General features: G+C 40.7%; 17 protein-coding genes, 2 tRNA genes and 1 pseudogene. 14 read left to right on the plus strand and 6 right to left on the minus strand.

Translation table 11 applies throughout. From position 1 onward, the window contains the following. Positions 1-6 precede the first annotated feature (6 nt). The 14 genes from BN3283_RS09145 to BN3283_RS09210 all read left to right on the plus strand — a co-directional run bounded on the left by BN3283_RS09145 (position 7) and on the right by BN3283_RS09210 (position 11,468). Positions 7-651 (plus strand): hypothetical protein, encoded by a 645-nt coding sequence (locus tag BN3283_RS09145; RefSeq protein ID WP_041504175.1) that lies wholly within the window; start codon positions 7-9, stop codon positions 649-651. Positions 652-670: 19 nt separating this feature from the next. Beyond that, positions 671-1,513 carry a DUF3822 family protein gene (locus BN3283_RS09150; RefSeq protein WP_059026455.1) on the plus strand — a complete coding sequence of 281 codons (843 nt, stop codon included), beginning with the start codon at positions 671-673 and terminating at the stop codon, positions 1,511-1,513. Continuing rightward, positions 1,501-2,037 (plus strand): RsmD family RNA methyltransferase, encoded by a 537-nt coding sequence (locus tag BN3283_RS09155; protein WP_059026456.1) that lies wholly within the window; start codon positions 1,501-1,503, stop codon positions 2,035-2,037. The genes BN3283_RS09150 and BN3283_RS09155 overlap by 13 nt, the downstream gene beginning before the upstream one ends. A 95-nt stretch (positions 2,038-2,132) precedes the next feature. Next, the gene (locus tag BN3283_RS09160; RefSeq protein ID WP_059026457.1) at positions 2,133-3,119 is read left to right on the plus strand and encodes a hypothetical protein; all 987 of its coding nucleotides are present in this window, start codon (positions 2,133-2,135) and stop codon (positions 3,117-3,119) included. Between the two features lie 162 nt (positions 3,120-3,281). Continuing rightward, the gene (pstS, locus tag BN3283_RS09165) at positions 3,282-4,298 is read left to right on the plus strand and encodes a phosphate ABC transporter substrate-binding protein PstS (RefSeq protein WP_286137692.1); all 1,017 of its coding nucleotides are present in this window, start codon (positions 3,282-3,284) and stop codon (positions 4,296-4,298) included. A gap of 57 nt (positions 4,299-4,355) precedes the next feature. After that, on the plus strand, positions 4,356-5,207 hold the full coding sequence (pstC, locus tag BN3283_RS09170) for a phosphate ABC transporter permease subunit PstC (protein ID WP_041504170.1): 852 nt from the start codon (positions 4,356-4,358) through the stop codon (positions 5,205-5,207). A gap of 4 nt (positions 5,208-5,211) precedes the next feature. Next, on the plus strand, positions 5,212-6,075 hold the full coding sequence (pstA, locus tag BN3283_RS09175; RefSeq protein ID WP_059026459.1) for a phosphate ABC transporter permease PstA: 864 nt from the start codon (positions 5,212-5,214) through the stop codon (positions 6,073-6,075). A gap of 18 nt (positions 6,076-6,093) precedes the next feature. Further along, the gene (gene pstB, locus BN3283_RS09180) at positions 6,094-6,864 is read left to right on the plus strand and encodes a phosphate ABC transporter ATP-binding protein PstB (RefSeq protein WP_041504168.1); all 771 of its coding nucleotides are present in this window, start codon (positions 6,094-6,096) and stop codon (positions 6,862-6,864) included. Between the two features lie 36 nt (positions 6,865-6,900). Then, positions 6,901-7,605 carry a phosphate signaling complex PhoU family protein gene (locus BN3283_RS09185; protein ID WP_059026460.1) on the plus strand — a complete coding sequence of 235 codons (705 nt, stop codon included), beginning with the start codon at positions 6,901-6,903 and terminating at the stop codon, positions 7,603-7,605. A gap of 4 nt (positions 7,606-7,609) precedes the next feature. Further along, the gene (gene phoB / locus BN3283_RS09190; protein ID WP_041504166.1) at positions 7,610-8,281 is read left to right on the plus strand and encodes a two-component system response regulator PhoB; all 672 of its coding nucleotides are present in this window, start codon (positions 7,610-7,612) and stop codon (positions 8,279-8,281) included. 20 nt (positions 8,282-8,301) lie between these two features. Beyond that, positions 8,302-10,062: a sensor histidine kinase gene (phoR, locus tag BN3283_RS09195; RefSeq protein ID WP_059026461.1), complete on the plus strand. Its 1,761-nt coding sequence runs from the start codon at positions 8,302-8,304 to the stop codon at positions 10,060-10,062. A 144-nt stretch (positions 10,063-10,206) separates the two neighbouring features. After that, entirely contained in the window at positions 10,207-10,884 is a 678-nt protein-coding gene (locus tag BN3283_RS09200; RefSeq protein ID WP_059026462.1) for a NigD1/NigD2 family lipoprotein, read from the plus strand. 230 nt (positions 10,885-11,114) lie between these two features. Then, positions 11,115-11,196: transfer RNA gene (locus tag BN3283_RS09205), tRNA-Tyr, on the plus strand. A 196-nt stretch (positions 11,197-11,392) separates the two neighbouring features. Continuing rightward, positions 11,393-11,468, plus strand: a tRNA-Gly gene (locus tag BN3283_RS09210). 61 nt (positions 11,469-11,529) lie between these two features. Here BN3283_RS09210 and BN3283_RS09215 read toward each other — a convergent pair. The 6 genes and pseudogenes from BN3283_RS09215 to BN3283_RS09240 form a co-directional block, all read right to left on the minus strand. Then, positions 11,530-12,795, minus strand: a complete 1,266-nt coding sequence (locus BN3283_RS09215; protein WP_147625570.1) for a hypothetical protein — start codon at positions 12,793-12,795, stop codon at positions 11,530-11,532. An 822-nt stretch (positions 12,796-13,617) separates the two neighbouring features. Continuing rightward, positions 13,618-13,958, minus strand: a pseudogene (locus BN3283_RS09220) (HepT-like ribonuclease domain-containing protein). Then, positions 13,951-14,250, minus strand: coding sequence for a nucleotidyltransferase family protein (locus BN3283_RS09225; protein WP_059026464.1), 300 nt, complete (start codon positions 14,248-14,250; stop codon positions 13,951-13,953). Before BN3283_RS09225 ends, BN3283_RS09220 begins: the two are co-directional and overlap by 8 nt. A gap of 42 nt (positions 14,251-14,292) precedes the next feature. Further along, positions 14,293-14,589 (minus strand): nucleotidyltransferase family protein, encoded by a 297-nt coding sequence (locus BN3283_RS09230; RefSeq protein WP_013613503.1) that lies wholly within the window; start codon positions 14,587-14,589, stop codon positions 14,293-14,295. Between the two features lie 225 nt (positions 14,590-14,814). Continuing rightward, entirely contained in the window at positions 14,815-15,756 is a 942-nt protein-coding gene (locus tag BN3283_RS09235; RefSeq protein ID WP_059026465.1) for an ADP-ribosylglycohydrolase family protein, read from the minus strand. A gap of 167 nt (positions 15,757-15,923) precedes the next feature. Further along, positions 15,924-16,847: a DMT family transporter gene (locus tag BN3283_RS09240; protein ID WP_082667091.1), complete on the minus strand. Its 924-nt coding sequence runs from the start codon at positions 16,845-16,847 to the stop codon at positions 15,924-15,926. Positions 16,848-16,850 lie beyond the last annotated feature (3 nt).

Genomic DNA, 16,850 nt, shown 5'->3' on the forward strand with positions numbered 1-16,850 from the left:
AAAAAAATGAAAAAGATTATTATTCAAGTCATTTTAGCTCTTGTAGCGATTTTTTTAGCATACAAATGCTACGAAAGCGTAAACAATCCTTTGGAATTCCAAAAGTTAAAAGACCAGAGATATAGTAGAATCATTCAACGTCTGAAAGATATCAGAACCGCTCAGGAATCTTATAAGAATCTTTACGGTAGATATACAGGTAGTTTCGATACCCTCATTTATTTTGTGAAACACGACTCCCTGAAGACTGTTCGCGCTATCGGCGAACTGACAGACGATCAGCTTGAAGCAGGAATAACCGAACAAGAGGCGTTGAAAAAAGGCCTTATTATCCGTGATACCATCAGAGTAGCCGCCTTACAGGAGCTCTTCGGAGAAAATTATCCTATCGACGACATTCGTTACGTTCCCTTCACCAACAGAAAATATGAATTTTCTCTAAAAGCGGATATCATTCCGACAGAAGCAGGCGTGGATGTCCCTGTTTTTGAAGCCAGTACTTCCAACATGACTATTTTTGACGACAAAATGGAAGATTTTAGAGATGCAGTTTTAGAAGAAAACGGTGAAAGAATCAGATTACATAAATACCCCGGATTAAAAGTAGGAAGTGTAAAAGAGGCTAACAATAACGTAGGGAATTGGGAATAATCCGTAAAATCTTAATTCCATGCAAGGAGTTTATTATACAGACAAAAATTATATTTACGAATCTTCTGTAAAATCGATATTATCCATCCGTTATGCAACGGATGGATTTTCATTTTGCGTTCATGACGAAAAAGACCAGTTGGTTGTTTTCGCTCACCAGCCTTTTCAAGTCGATTCTTCGGACGCAGTCCTGGCAAAAGTGGAAAACTACATAGTCAACGACCGCATCCTAAATTTAAAATTCAAACAGGTTTATGTCATTCCTTGCAGCAAAGCCAAAAGTCTGATCCCTTCCGATTTTTTCCAAACAGATAAACTAAGTTTACTCTACCGGATCCAACAGGAAACGAATCCGGAAGAGGAGCTTATATATCATCATATCGAACGCATCGATGCTTACTTGGTAGAGGGTATCCCGTACAAGTTTCATCAATTTCTTCGAGAACATTATCCCGCAATAGAGATAGCCAATAGCGCCTATAATCTCATAAGACAGGCGAGTGCCAAAACTCTTCGCCAGATGGAGCAACTATTCGTTGACATTCAGGACCGCTATTTCGACCTCCTTTTGTTTCGCGATACCCGATTGCTGCTCTTCAATTCGTTTCATTACCAGCACCAGACAGATATCGTTTACTTTATCCTGAATGTGCTTAGAGAATCCGGTGCGGAAAAAGACAACGTACACCTCTCCATTTCAGGTTTACCCGTAAAGGATCAAAAATTCAGAGGGGTACTCGAAAGTTATATCCCGCATATCTATTACCCGCAGGAGCCGATCTTAAACACTCTTCTCCAGGATAAGGAATTCAATAACTCTTATTTCATTCACTTGTTAAACTTTCATAGATGCGGATTATAAGCGGTACACACAAAGGGAAACAACTATTCCCGGATAAAAACTTTAAGGCCAGACCGACCACGGACTTCGCTAAAGAGAATTTGTTTAACGTGCTCAACAACTATATCGATATTGAAAACATTCGAGCCTTAGACCTATTTTCCGGAACCGGCAGCATCAGCTACGAATTAGCTTCCCGCGGTGCTGAAAAGATCGTTTCTGTAGAAGCAAATTACAATCACTTCTCTTTCATTAAAAGAACAGCCCTACAATTAGGATTCAAAAATATCGCCATATATAAAACAGACGCATTTATAGCTTGCAAAAAATTGAAAGGACAACATTTCGGACTTATTTTTGCCGATCCCCCCTATGATCTACCCAATATCACAGAGATCCCCGCGGCTATTTTCGATAACGACCTACTTTCCCCCGACGGCATTGCTGTCATAGAACACCCCGCAACGGTGGACTTTTCTTCTTTCCCGCGTTTCCTCGAACATAGGCAATACGGTAGTGTAAATTTTTCCCTTTTCAGAAAATAACCATCCTTAACAATTTCGTCACTAAACGTTAATATTCAAGAAACCTTTTCAGTCTACTTTCGCTTTCGAAAAAAAGAACCTTAAAATTAGACAAGATGAAAAGGATTTTATTTATTATCGTTTTAACTGCTTTATCTATCGGCAGTTTTGCACAAGAAGAAAAAAAAGAAAACAAATTAAAAATCACGGGTTCACCGATTGTTACCGTTTTTGCAAACTATCATGTGGGCTTAGGGCGTGCGAACAAGGAATCCGGATTCGCTCTGGACCGTTCCTATCTCGGCTACCAATTCAACTTATCTCCGAAATTAAGCGGGAAATTGGTATTCGATATCGGATCGACTAAAGTTTCGGGTTCAGATCTGGAAAGAGTCGCTTACGTGAAGAACGCGATGTTAAGCTGGAAAACCGGAGACCTCACTCTCGATTTCGGTCTGATCGGCCTCGAACAATTCAATGTTCAGGAGAAATTTTGGGGATACCGTTACATTATGAAATCTTTCCAGGACGAGTACAAGTTCGGATCCAGTGCAGACATGGGAATCATCGGAAAATACAAATTTACCGACTGGCTCCGGGCCGACATTACCTTTATCAACGGAGAGGGGTACAAGAAACTGAACAACGACAATAAGTACCGCTATGGCTTGGGAGTCACTCTCAATCCGGTCAAATCATTAACGATCAGAGGATATTTTGACATATCTAACAAGAACATCGAAGGCGAAGGGACCAAAGACCAACAGAACTTAGCTCTTTTCGCCGGTTATAAACACGAGCATTTTTCCTTAGGAGCCGAATACAACAAAATGTATAACACGAAATTTAAGAAAGACCGGGACCAATCCGGTTATTCCATCTATACCTCTGTTAAATTGGCTTCCAAATTCGACCTCTTCGGAAGATACGACAACCTGACATCCAAAGACGACTGGAGCAATGCCGACGGCCAAAGAATACTTGCCGGCATTCAGTATTCCCCGATCAAATATTTAAAGATCGCTCCCAATTTCACGTCATGGAATCCTTATTCCGGAAAATCAACGGCCTTCGGCTATTTGAATATCGAATTTAAACTATAACGACTTCTCCGTTCAGGCTTAACAAAAATGTAACAAACGCGTAACAAACGTGTCATAACATCAACGTAATATTGTAAAGTCTAAAAAAGTACAGTATGTGTTAAACATAATTTGAAAAACATGAAAAATCTATTACTCATCAGTATTCTTATCATTTCCACGATGCTCTCCGGCAATGCAACCCCCGCAGATGCCGCATCAAACAAAAAAGAAAAGGTTACGGGAGCCGGAGCCACCTTCCCTCTTCCGTTTTATAACCTGGCATTTAAAACTTATCAGCAAAAAAACGGGACGACTGTCACCTACGGAGGAATCGGCAGCGGAGGAGGAATCAGAAGTCTAAAAGATAGAATCGTAGATTTCGGCGGGACAGATGCTTTTCTTTCCGAAAAAGAGCTGAAAGAGATGCCTTATGAAACGATTCATATTCCTACCTGTATGGGAGCCGTGGTAATGGCTTATAACCTACCGGAAGTAAAAGATTTGAAACTTACGGGTGAAATCATTGCCGATATCTACTTAGGAAAAATCAAGAAATGGAACGACCGTCGGATACAAGCCGCTAATCCGGGAGTCGCTCTTCCCGACAAAGAGCTCACCCCGGTGTATCGTTCCGACGGTAGCGGTACTACATTCGTATTCAGCGATTACCTGACAAAAATCAGTAATGACTGGAAAGAACAAGTAGGAACCGGCAAATCGTTGAAATGGCCGGCAGGCATTGCCGCCAAGGGAAATCCCGGAGTAGCCGGAGTGATCAGTCAAACGGCAGGGTCTATCGGTTACGTGGGATCGGAGTATGCTTTCTCTCTTAAAATCCCCATGGCCCAATTACAAAACAAGGCCGGCAATTACGTCAGTCCGACAACGGAAAGCATTTCCGCGGCCGCTTCCGGAGATATACCTGCCGACACCCGCACTATGATCACCAACTCTCCCGCCGTCGATGCCTATCCTATCAGTTGTTTCACCTGGATTATTCTCTATAAAGAACAATCTTACAACGACAGGAAAATAGAACAAGCACAAGCCACCGTCGATCTGTTGAGCTGGATGCTAAGCGACGAGGCACAGGCCTTAACCACAAAAGTACACTACTCTCCCCTTCCTGCATCTGCCGTTAAAAATGCACAAGCCCTTTTAAAATCCGTCACGTTCAACGGAAAAACAATGAAGTAATACTAAAATCTTGTGGCGATGTATTATCGCCACAAGACTTACATTAAACATAATGATATGTCGGACTATCTATTCAAACGTCTACTAATCATCTGCTGTATTTTCATACTTTTAATATGTGCGGGAATGGTCTATTCCCTCGTTAGCGGAGCCTTCCCTGCCTTTCATCATTACGGATTCCTCAACTTTATCGGTACGGCCGACTGGAATCCTCATCCAGACAACGAAACTTACGGAGCTTTATCCTTTATTATAGGAACCTTGCTTACTTCATTTTTAGCGTTACTGTTCTGCATCCCGTTTTCTTTGCCCGTAGCCCTTTTTACCGGAGAATATTTCAAAGGCAAAAGAATAGCCGTCTTCATCAGCTCCACCATTGATCTATTAGCGGGGATTCCTTCCATCGTCTACGGTCTATGGGGATTTTATACCCTTCGTCCGCTGATGGTAGAATGGGGGATCAATTCACAGGGATTCGGTATCCTCACCTCTTCCATCGTATTAGCGATCATGATCATTCCCTACGCCTCTTCCCTCAGCGGGGAATTTATTGCTATGGTCCCCAACGAACTGAAAGAAGCGGCATACAGTTTAGGAGCGACACGCTATGACGTTATCCGGACAGTCACGTTCCCGGCTGCCGGTTCCGGTATTTTCGCAAGCTACATTTTAGCACTCGGAAGAGCCCTCGGAGAGACCATGGCCGTGACCATGCTGATCGGAAATACCAACAACGTTCCCCTTTCGTTGGGAGACACGGGAAACACGATGGCGAGTATCATCGCCAATCAATTCGGGGAAGCCGACGGAATCAAACTCAGCTCCCTCATCGCCATCGGCTTATTACTATTCTTAATTACCGCTATCATCAACATGATAGCCAAACTCATCATCAAAAAACTTCATTAACAAGATGGCATCCATAAGATACAGAACGATCAAAGACAGGATATTTTTCTATACCATCTATTCATTAGCCTCCCTGACCGTCATCCCCCTATTTATGATCATCGGGGAATTGATAAAAAAAGGATACAAACAGATCAACTGGAATTTCTTTACCGAAACAGCCCCCAGCACCTTAGACGCCATGCTCGCCAAAGGCACGGGAGAAATCATTCCCGGGGGTATCGCCAACGGAATCACCGGAACCTTGCTCATGGTAGGAATGGCTACCGTTATTGCCATACCGGTTGGTATTATGGCCGGAATTCACCTTTCGGAAAAACCCAGAACCCTATTTTCAAACACTACCCGCTTCTTTACCGACCTGATTCAAGGAAGTCCCTCTATCGTTATCGGTATTATCGCTTACAGCTGGATCGTAAAGCCGCTGAGCAGCTACTCTGCCTTAGCAGGCAGCGTCGCTTTAAGCATCATGATGCTCCCCCTGATCATAAGATCCACCGAAGAGACATTAAAAATGCTACCGGGTTCGTTAAAAGAAGCCGGACTCGCACTCGGAGCCTCTTATACGAGCGTAATTTTAAAACTACTACTCCCGTCTGCTTTCGGAGGTTTGTTCACAGGTATATTGTTAGCAGTTTCCCGTGTAATGGGAGAAACAGCTCCATTGATGCTGACAGCCCTCGGAAGCACGGTCATCAATTGGGATGTCACAGCTCCGACCAGTGCCGTTCCCCTTTTAATTTGGGAATTTTATAACGATCCCAACCTGATCGATATGATCTGGAGTTCCTCGCTTTTCCTCCTGTTACTCATATTATCGCTCAATCTAATAGCCAAACATATAGCCAATAAATGGAGAAATCAATAATATAATCAATAACGACCTATGGTATCTACAGCAAATCCCATATTACAACTACAAGAGGTTTCGATCTCCTACACCCCCGGCAAAAACGCCGTCAATCGCGTGAATGCCCGTATCGAAGAAAAAAAGATCACGGCCATCATGGGGCCCTCCGGCTGCGGGAAAAGTACTCTTTTACGAGCCATAAACCGAATGCACGAACTCTATCCGGATATCCGCATTACGGGTGAAATCCTTTTAAACGGGAAAAACATATTAAAGACGAACCCCATGGAAGTCAGGCGCATGGCTGGCATGGTCTTTCAAAGGCCCAATCCATTTCCGACCATGAGCATATATGATAATGTCATTGCCGGTTATAAACTAAACGGAATTCGTTTACCTCGTAAAGAAAAAGATCAGATCGTCGAACAAAGCCTGCAAAATGTCGGATTATGGGAAGAGGTCAAAGACGCTCTCTATAAAAAAGGAACCTTCCTTTCCGGCGGACAGCAACAACGCCTGTGTATCGCCAGGGCGTTGGCTTTAAAACCGCAAATTTTGTTAATGGACGAACCGACTTCCGCATTGGATCCCATCGCCACCAACCGGATTGAAGAGTTACTTTTGGAACTTAAAAAAGAATTTACGATCCTGATCGTTACTCACAATATGTCGCAGGCTGCCCGAATTTCCGATTACTCCATGTTTATGTATTTGGGGGAATTAATCGAGTACGATGAAACACAAAAGATGTTCACCGCCCCGCAAGACAAACGGACCGAAGAATATCTCACCGGGCAATTCGGTTAATCAATCAGAAGAGTCAGACCATTTAATCATTACGACATGAATACCATCAGAGAAAACTATTTAGAAAAAATAAGAGAAGATTTTGAAGTACTCTCCAAAATCGTATTCCTTCAAATGGATTATATCAACCGACTTACGGCAGATAATAAAAATCCCGAAATACACGCGGAAATAGAACATAACGAAACGATCATCGACGGCATGGAAATAAAAATCAGAGATGAAGTGATTCGTTCTATCGTCCTTTATTCCCCGAGAGCTACCGATTCCCGAAAGATCATGTCCTACCACGATATGACAGCCTATCTGGAACGAATCGGAGATCTCATTCTCAACATTGCCGATTTTTTAAAAGAGACCGATCGAAACGGCAAATGTTTCCTGACCCATGAAAAAATAATACGGGAACAACTCGCCATAGTAAAAAAAATGACACAAAATGCTATCTTTGCTTTCACCTGTGAAGATACCGAACTGGCAAAAGAAGTCATTCAAACGGATGACAGGGTGGATTTCCATCACAAAGAAATCATCCACGGTATTCCGGTTTGCTTTGTCGGTAAGACGATCAACGAACAGGATATGTTAGATGCTCTTTCCATAAGCGGTATGTCCTATAATATAGAAAGGATAGGAGATAACGCGACGAATATCGCAGAAGCGGCAATCTATTTAATGGAAGGGAAGAATGCAAAACATTTACATAAAAACGAAGATACTCCGGAACTCCCAATCGAATAAAACTATGGAAAAGAAACGAATTTTAGTCGTCGACGACGAAGCGGACTTACGAGAAATCCTGCAATTCAACTTGGAAAACGAGGGTTATATGGTCGATACGGCCGAATCAGCGGAACAGGCCTTAAAAATATTAACGAAAGAACACGAATTGATCTTGTTAGATGTCATGATGACGGGAATCTCCGGATTTAAAATGGCGGAAAGGCTTCGTAAAGAACTTCACAACACGACACCTATCATTTTCCTTACAGCCAAGGATACGGAAAATGACATGCTTACCGGGTTCAGTATCGGCGGAGACGATTACATTGCAAAACCATTTTCCATCAAAGAGGTATGCGCACGGGTAAAAGCCGTTCTGAAGCGAGTGGCCGCTACCCCGGAACAACAGATAGAGATCGGCGAGATTCTTATCAACGCGGTGACCAAACAAGTTATTGTCAACAAGCAATCCGTTCCACTTACCAAAAAAGAGTTCGAAATATTGTATATGTTAGCCAAAGCCCCCGGACGAATCTTTTCGAGGGAAGCTATCCTCCGTAACGTATGGGCCGATGACGGTTATGTTTTAGAGCGTACGGTAGATGTACACATCACGCGCCTGAGAAAAAAACTCGGGGAACAAGGACACTATATCGTGAACCGTTCCGGTTATGGGTATTGTATTGAAATTTAACTCATTAAAAACATCATTCGATGAAACTCTCTTATAAACAAAAATTATTTTTATATTTCTTTGTCGTATTTTCCATCTTCACGATAGGAATTATTTTTTTCCAACAAAAAAGAGAAAAAGCGTATAAAACAGAAAATTTACGCACGACACTCAACGACTACGCGACGATTCTTGCCCAATATGCCGACACGAAGCAGCTGGTACGGGATCATCGTATCGATTCCATCCAGAATATATTACAAATTCTTCCCCATAATCTACGGGTAACCTTGCTTAATCGCACGGGAAAAGTATTATTCGACAATAGCATAGAGCAGGATAAAGAGATCGAAAACCATTTGCAACGTCCCGAGATCCAGGCAGCGTTAATACACTCCACGGGAGCTGCCGTTCGCCACTCGACCACCTTGGGCATAGAATACTACTACTATGCAAAAGCGTATCCTCATTTTTTTATTCGCGTCGCACTACCCTATGATATTGAAGTTCAGAATTTTCTAAAAACAGATAATATTTTTCTGTATTTCATCACGTTACTGTTTTTCATCGCCCTGATTTCCCTCATTTACCTATCGGACAGATTTGGAAAAGCCATCTCCGGTTTAAAGGATTTCATCGTTTCGGCAGACCATCACAAGGTGGATTACAACCATATCCATTTCCCCCATACGGAACTCGGAGAGATCGGAAATAAAATCATTCGCAACTACCAATTGCTTGAAGAGAGTAACCGCCAAATTAATGTCGAACGGGATAAACTGCTGCGCCATTTCCATTATTCGGATGAAGGGATCGCCATATTCGCTGCTAACGGAGAAAAAATATACGCCAATACCCACTTTATTCAATACCTGAACACCTTATTGGACGAACCTACATTCCGCCTCGAAGGGATTCTGGAGCAACCCGATTTCATAAAACTGAACGAATTCTTAAAGAACAACACGCCTGTCAATCCGAACGCACATACCATACCCGTGTTTCAATGCAAACTTTCCAAAGGAGGAAAACATTTTGCCCTCAAATTACTCTTGTTTACGGATAACAGTTACGAGATTACCCTGAACAACATCTCCGACAATGAAAAAAACAGATTACTCAAACAGGAGATGACAAATAATATCGCACACGAACTGAAAACTCCCGTAAGCAGCATTCGGGGCTATATCGAAACCCTATTGGAACAACCGGACATTACTCCCGACAAACAACATTTCTTCCTGGAGCGAACCTATTCCCAAGTCGTCAGGCTTTCCGACCTGATCCGGGATATCGCTTTAATCACCAAAACGGAAGAAGCTTCGGAGCTTTTCCAAAAAGAAGAAGTTAACGTATACACGACCGTACAAGAGGTTATCGCAGACCTGAACGATGCACTTACCTCCCATAGTATCACCGTACAAAACCATATCAAAGAAGATTTGTTTATCGAAGGAAACAAAACCTTGATTTACGCCATATTCCGTAACTTAATGGACAACTCCATCAACTACGCGGGAGATCACATTATCATTGTTATCGATAACTATACAAACGATCAGGAATTTTGTTATTTCTCTTATTATGACACAGGACAAGGAGTCGACGAAATGCACTTGCACAGACTCTTCGAACGTTTCTACCGCGTATGCGAAGGAAGAAGCCGCCAAACGGGAGGATCGGGCTTAGGACTTTCTATCGTAAAGAACGCCGTGTTATTCCATAAAGGAGAAATATCAGCCAAAAACAGAAAAGAAGGAGGTTTGGAATTCCTCTTCTCCTTACGGAAAAAACTCTTCTGAATCCCACGTATGTGCCTCGAAGCAAAAAGGAAGTTTTGATTTTTCAGACTTCCTTTTTATATTTTAAGATTTACACACGCAACCTTTTATTTCCCCACTCATCTATTAAACAGAAAACAGAATAAACCGACAAGTAAACAGGATATGAAAATCGAAAGAATATTACGTCTGACCGTACTATTTATCATTGCCGTTCTCGTCGTTGCTTCTTGTGATGACGATGGGTACAGCCTGAGCAAGTTTTCGATTAGTTATGGAGTTATCCATAAATCAGCCGAGGATAGCTATACCGTAAAATTGGATAACGGTTCTGTTATATATCCGTCCTACTCCGATGTTCCGACCCAAAATTTACAGGACAGCACGCGTTTATTGGTTGATTTCACTATTCTTCAGGATGCGATACCCGGCAGCAAATTTGATTATTATGTAAGGATCAATGGAATTGAACGGATTTTAACAAAAAATATACTTCCCTATTCGGAAGAGATTTTAGATAGCTTAGGAAATGATCCCGTTATCGTGAACGATTATTGGATCGCTCAAGATTTTCTCACGATCGAATTTTTTTTCGCCGGAGGGCTTGTGCAACACCTGATCAACTTAACGCAACATCAGGGATTGACGAAAGACGGGAAAGTACTGTTAGAATTTCATCACAATGCCAATAACGATCCGGATTGTTATAAACTCAATAGCGCCGTTGCATTTCCCTTAAACAAGATTTTCAACGAGACGGGCGACTCCGTCCAGCTTCGCGTACGGTATAAAGGTTTTGACGGAGAAGAACATTTCGATATAACCTATCGTCCCCGAAAATAAACTCATAATTGACGAAAAGGTGCATACGCCGTCCGACATTCCGGGCGGCTCTTCTATTCTCCTCTACAATAAATAACATGACATCCCGACATTTACAAGACCCGTAAAACCATCCATTCGGAAACATTTCATGATCGTCCATTTGTAATTTTTCCTTTTATTCATTTGGATTATCCGAAAAACTACTTATCTTTGTACCCGCTAACGACAAGCAAACGTTCTTTGAACAAGGGCAGTTACCAGAGTGGCCAAATGGGGCTGACTGTAACTCAGCTGGCTTAGCCTTCGGTGGTTCGAATCCATCACTGCCCACGAATTTTTAATAGCGGATGCTGAAAGCATCCGTGATTGAAAAAAGTTTACCGTCAAAAGTCCGCTTTTGGAAGGTTAAATATTTTTCAATCAACAAGAAAAGCATATCTTTTCGGTATTAAAAATTAGTAAGGTCGCCCCCCTCAGGATCGCCGAACGAAGTGAGGCCATCCACACGGGAGAGGAACTTATATTTGCGGAAATAGCTCAGTCGATAGAGCACTAGCCTTCCAAGCTGGGGGTCGCGGGTTTGAGTCCCGTTTTCCGCTCCACGAAAAAGCACTTACAAAAGTAAGTGCTTTTTTTATTTTTAATCATTTAGGATCTAATCATCTATTTAAAACGTGTCTCTTCCGTCTCCTCCAACGTACGTTTTTCAGAAGTAATCAATCCTCCCTTGTAACGTACTTTCCAGGTATGACCGCATTGCCGGCATTTGTAATTAAAAGCATATATTTGGTATTGGCGACGGAACCATTGATTGCGATCCACCCTTTCTTCTACAAGGGTATCCCCTTCCCAATAACGGGTAGTTACACTGTCGGATTGATGATCGTACTCCCATTTGGTCCCGTCTTTAGTCATTCCGAGAAAACTCAAATCATTGTAAATATTACATTTGGCACACCTTCTTTGAAGACGGGACTCCGTATGATAAAGGGCAGCAAAAAACAGCAACACACAGATAACAACCAACAAAAAGGCCAGGAATCCGTCGGCAAGTATCCACAGACATTGTCCCGCTATATACATCAATACCCCCGATCCTATCATCATTGCCCCACTAATGGAAACATTACTTTTGGAACGATCAAATAAATAACGCCGAAGAACCCGCACATTCAAATAGTAGAAACCGACAATACAAACAATAATGATAAAACCCAACACGATACCGATAATTATTCTCCGAATATCCCACGACGTACCGGCAACGTTTTTCTTAGCAGCAGTAAGTTCCTTGTAATATTTCTTATGATGCTCCCGAATGGTTTTTACCATCTCTTTCGGCACTGTAAATTTTACGGTCGATCCCACCTCCGTGGGAACCAACGCTTCTTTATCGATCTTTCCCAAAAAAGCGTAAGATATATCCGCGGGCGAAACGCTAAAATAATTGGCATAATAATCCGGATAGGCTCGATTCAATCGTATGACATCTCCTTTATAAAAGGTTTGGGAAACAGACAACGGAAGACCTTCATACCAACTGCTATAAACAACTTCCACCGTCCCCACGACAGAATCGAGTACAACTTCATAATTACGCACTCCCTCCAAATAGGTTCCCAGGACAGATACGGGAATAAAGCCTCCAGGGGAACCACTTCTTTTAGGTACAATAAGCCATTTACTATCGTAAGAAAGCCTTAGATCAATCACACGACCTTTACCCACGATATACGTTACAACACGAGAGCCGATTTTTTTATCTTCATAAACGGGGACACTATCCTGTTGAGCATACCAGACTCTCTTTTTATACCATGTTTGGGCCTCTAGCTCGCTGACGGACAAAAACACAGTAACCGACAGCAACATAACACGCCCCACGAATAATCTAAAATCTCTACTCCTTTTCCTTGAAAAAACACTCATATTAACTTCCATTGACAAACATGCATCAAAGTTAAAAATTATATCCGAATTTCAATACATTCAAATGGAAATACCAATTATCACCTCCTATAGAGTCAACAAATCCTGAAAATATATGCAATTAAGCATTACATTATATACAACTTATATATCTATAAAAATAATAGAAAAATCGCCTGTACATTTGAAGGAACACTCTCTTTTTTGCAAATGATTTGCAAAAAATCGCCCTAAAATCAATAAAAACGCGTAAAAAAAAGGGAATAAACCATCGTTTTTCAATAAAAAAAGCAGCCACATTTACATGCAACTGCCTGTTTTTCAACTGTCGGGGTGACAGGATTCGAACCTGCGACCCTCTGCTCCCAAAGCAGATGCGCTTAATTTTTTTACTTGCATCCTCAATGTAGCAGTAAAAACTGATTAACAGTTACATATAAACTTATTCTGTTTCTTTATTCCTTTACTCTTTTATCGTGGTTTAACGCTGAGTTTACTTATCACGTAAATCAAGAAGGATTAATACTATTAATGAACTCACTCTTATTTAAACTCAAATATAAGCAACATATAGCTTATATACAAGTAATTTACCACTAAATTATGGTGGTTGGGATATGATTTTTATACACATACTTCCTGTTATTAATTGGTTATACATTAAATTCCAACTTAATTCATATCTCTAATTGAAATACGTAAGTCGGTGAATAATATTTCTGTTGGGTATATATAACTAAATCAGCTACAATTTTCCACCAAATAAAAAAGGCAATAGAGGTGAATCCATTGCCTTAATACTATTTCTGTATTTAATGTTACTTATTCCCGTAGTAATTGTTCCACTTCAATCTTCAAAAGGGGTAAATGGTTGACAACAATGCTCCAAAGAATATCTACTGAAAGACTATCGTAACCATGTATTATATATAGTTACGAGCGTCCACAATCTTACGAGCGTTGGTGATCGCAATATCTTTGTTCTCTTTTAAAATTCTATTCATCGCCTCGCCTATAATTTCGATACACCTCTCTATCGCTCTTTGCAAACGAATATCTCGACAAAATTCTTCAAACAACTTCGGTTGCCCGTCAAAGAACGTTTCAATATCATCAATCGCATTAAGTATATCTTGCAAGTGCTTCTTGGTAAAGTTATCCATATATTAACGCTTTGGTTTGCTCTATGTTTTCTCTCAAGTAATGGTTACGAATGGCGTGTTCTTCCAGTAAATCGACTTCTCTCCCCAGAACATCTTCCAAAGCATATTTCAGATCAAAGAAATTGCTAAAGTAATCTGTTACTTGTGCTTTGTCAAAATTAACGATAAAATCAACATCGCTCTCCTTGTTGAATCGGTTGGTAAGAATAGAACCGAAGACAAATAATTTATTCACCTTATATTTTTTACACAAGGCAATTATTCTATCAATATTTAATTCTATTAAATTCATATAATTATTCTCTTTTATTATAAGGGATAGCGGTTAATATCTTTAGGCTTCTCTCTCATAGATCAATATTTTATCCTGTTCTGCCGATTCTTTGGCGAAATCTTTCAACTGTCCCTCTTCCACCAAATCAATTTTCTTGTGCAAAAGAGATTGTAAAGCGTTCACGATACCGATATACTTGAAAAGAGTAACATTCGCATTTTTATCAAAGCGTACAAGTATATCAATATCACTCTCCCTTGATTCTTCTCCACGAGAATAAGAACCAAACACCCATGCTTTCTCAACTGGTTGTAGCGTGAAGAACTCTCTTAGTTTATTGATAATAGCTTGCTTCATATTCGCTCTTTTTGCAAAAATAGTGAATGTTGAGGAGAAAACCATAATGTTACGAGCAACTAATGGTTAAATATTTGAGTCGGTGATTTTTCCTCAGAACTGGCATATAAAACTTAATACTTTATAATTCCTCACCTATTAAAATATTACACATCAAACTCACATAGAATAAAAAAGGGCTTGCCTCTCTCCAAGCAAACCCTATATATAGTTGTATTGAAACTTCTATTTCATTATTGAATCCAGTTTATCAGCCAATTCAATAATATCGTCTTTCTTTGCTAATACCTCCAACCATTCAGAAGGAATAGTATCATAACCGTATATAATACCTGTCAATCCTCCTGTAATAGCACCCACGGTATTTGCATCATCTCCTAAATTCACTGCTTTTAAAACAGCATCTTTATAGTTAGTAGTGTTGAAGATACACCACAAGCTGGCTTCCAATGTATCTATAACATATTCTGTAGAATAAATATCCTTCAATTCAATAGTTTTAAATTCTTCATAAGATAAACCAACTAACCTTTCAAAAGGAATACCTTCTTCAATAAACATATCTCTTTTCAAGAGTTGTAATATTGTTTGCTGCATGGTTTGGTAGGCTTTCTCTACTGATTGGAGGTTGATATACTGCATGGCAAATTCACATAATGCGATACAGGCTAAAATACTTCTTGGATGCCTGAGGGTTAATGATGATACTTCTCCTATTATCCTAAATCTTTCCTCTTCCTCCCTGTTAAGGATATAAGGTACTAATGGAAGAATTCTCATGAGTGATCCGTCACTGTTACCTCGTTTATTATCTATCCCTGCTACATGTGGAGATCCATTATTCCTTAAATTTACAATGGCAAAATAATTTATATAGTTTATATCAAATGTTTCGTTAGCTGGTGTCCAATAGTCTTCATACATCCATTTCGTGAACTTGTTGATAATATCATTTAGGTCATAACCATTACAAAGGGATTCTGCTAGACAAAAGGATAAAGAAGTATTGTCAGACCATGTACCTGCTGGTACATTAAACCGATCGGGTCCTTCCATTGTCGTGATTGGATTTTTTGCTACAACTTCTCTATCTAAAAATTGAATTGGCAATCCCAAAGCATCACCTATGGCTGTTCCTAATAATATATCTTTATTTAAGTTATTCATACTCTATATGTCTATGAAGTCTATTTTACGATATAAATATAAATATAAATATAAATATAAATATATATAAATCCCAAATGAATTTTCTTACCCAAATTATGTTTTACTTTTTACAGATGGTCTGGAGTAGTTCATTTTTCCAAGAATCTTATTCCGAGGATTTTGGATTACCTCTTCGTGATGCAAATAATCGCTAAATTTTTTATCTCTTCCTTTTTCTTACTCTTCGTCACCAAGTAAACACCGGCAAATACCAAAACCGCAGACAACAGTTTTTGTATCGAGAGTGTGTCCTGCCCGACAGCAATGGTGATTACGGACGCAACAATGGGCTGCACATAATTGTACATGCTGACCGTAGTGGGACGGATGTGTTTCAATGCCATCGGGATAATCATGAACGCAACGAACGTGGCTCCGAACAGCAGATAAAAGAGTGCGCACAGTTGCGTCATGTTGAAAGTTTCCCGATGGAATATGGGGACGTGCTGCACGTGCGGGAAACAAAACGGAGCGAGTACCAATGCGGAGAACAGAAACATCCATTTCATCATTGTCACGGACGAATAGTGTCGGGACAAAGATTTGGACAAGACCAGATAGACAGAATACATCAACTGGTTCAGTAGCATCAAAGCATCTCCCCAAAGGCTATTGGTTCCGTTGGTGGTATGTACGGAGCTGAACACGAGCAACAGCCCTCCGCTTACGCCAAGAAATACGCCGAATGATTTTTTTGCCGTAATAGGTTCTTTGAGGACAACGGCTGCCAGCAACAACACAAAAATAGGCACTGCGGTAGCGATAATGGAGGCATCGACAGGCGAAGAACTTTTCAACCCGACGACAAACAGCCATTGGTTGATGCCCACACCGCACAAGGCGCAGATGAAAAGTGTCATCAAATCTTTCGGCAGGACTTTTTCTTTCGGCATGAAGAGGGACACGCACCAGAACATTATGCAGGCGAAAATCGCCCGCATGATGGTAATCGCTTCCGGCGGCACATCCGAGGTCAGCAGGTATTTGAATACCGGCATACTGACACCGAACAGGATGTTTGCCGACAATATCAGAATATGTCCTTTCATATT

This window comes from Gabonibacter massiliensis (genome assembly GCA_001487125.1).
Classification (GTDB): Bacteria; Bacteroidota; Bacteroidia; order Bacteroidales; family Marinifilaceae; genus Gabonibacter; species Gabonibacter massiliensis.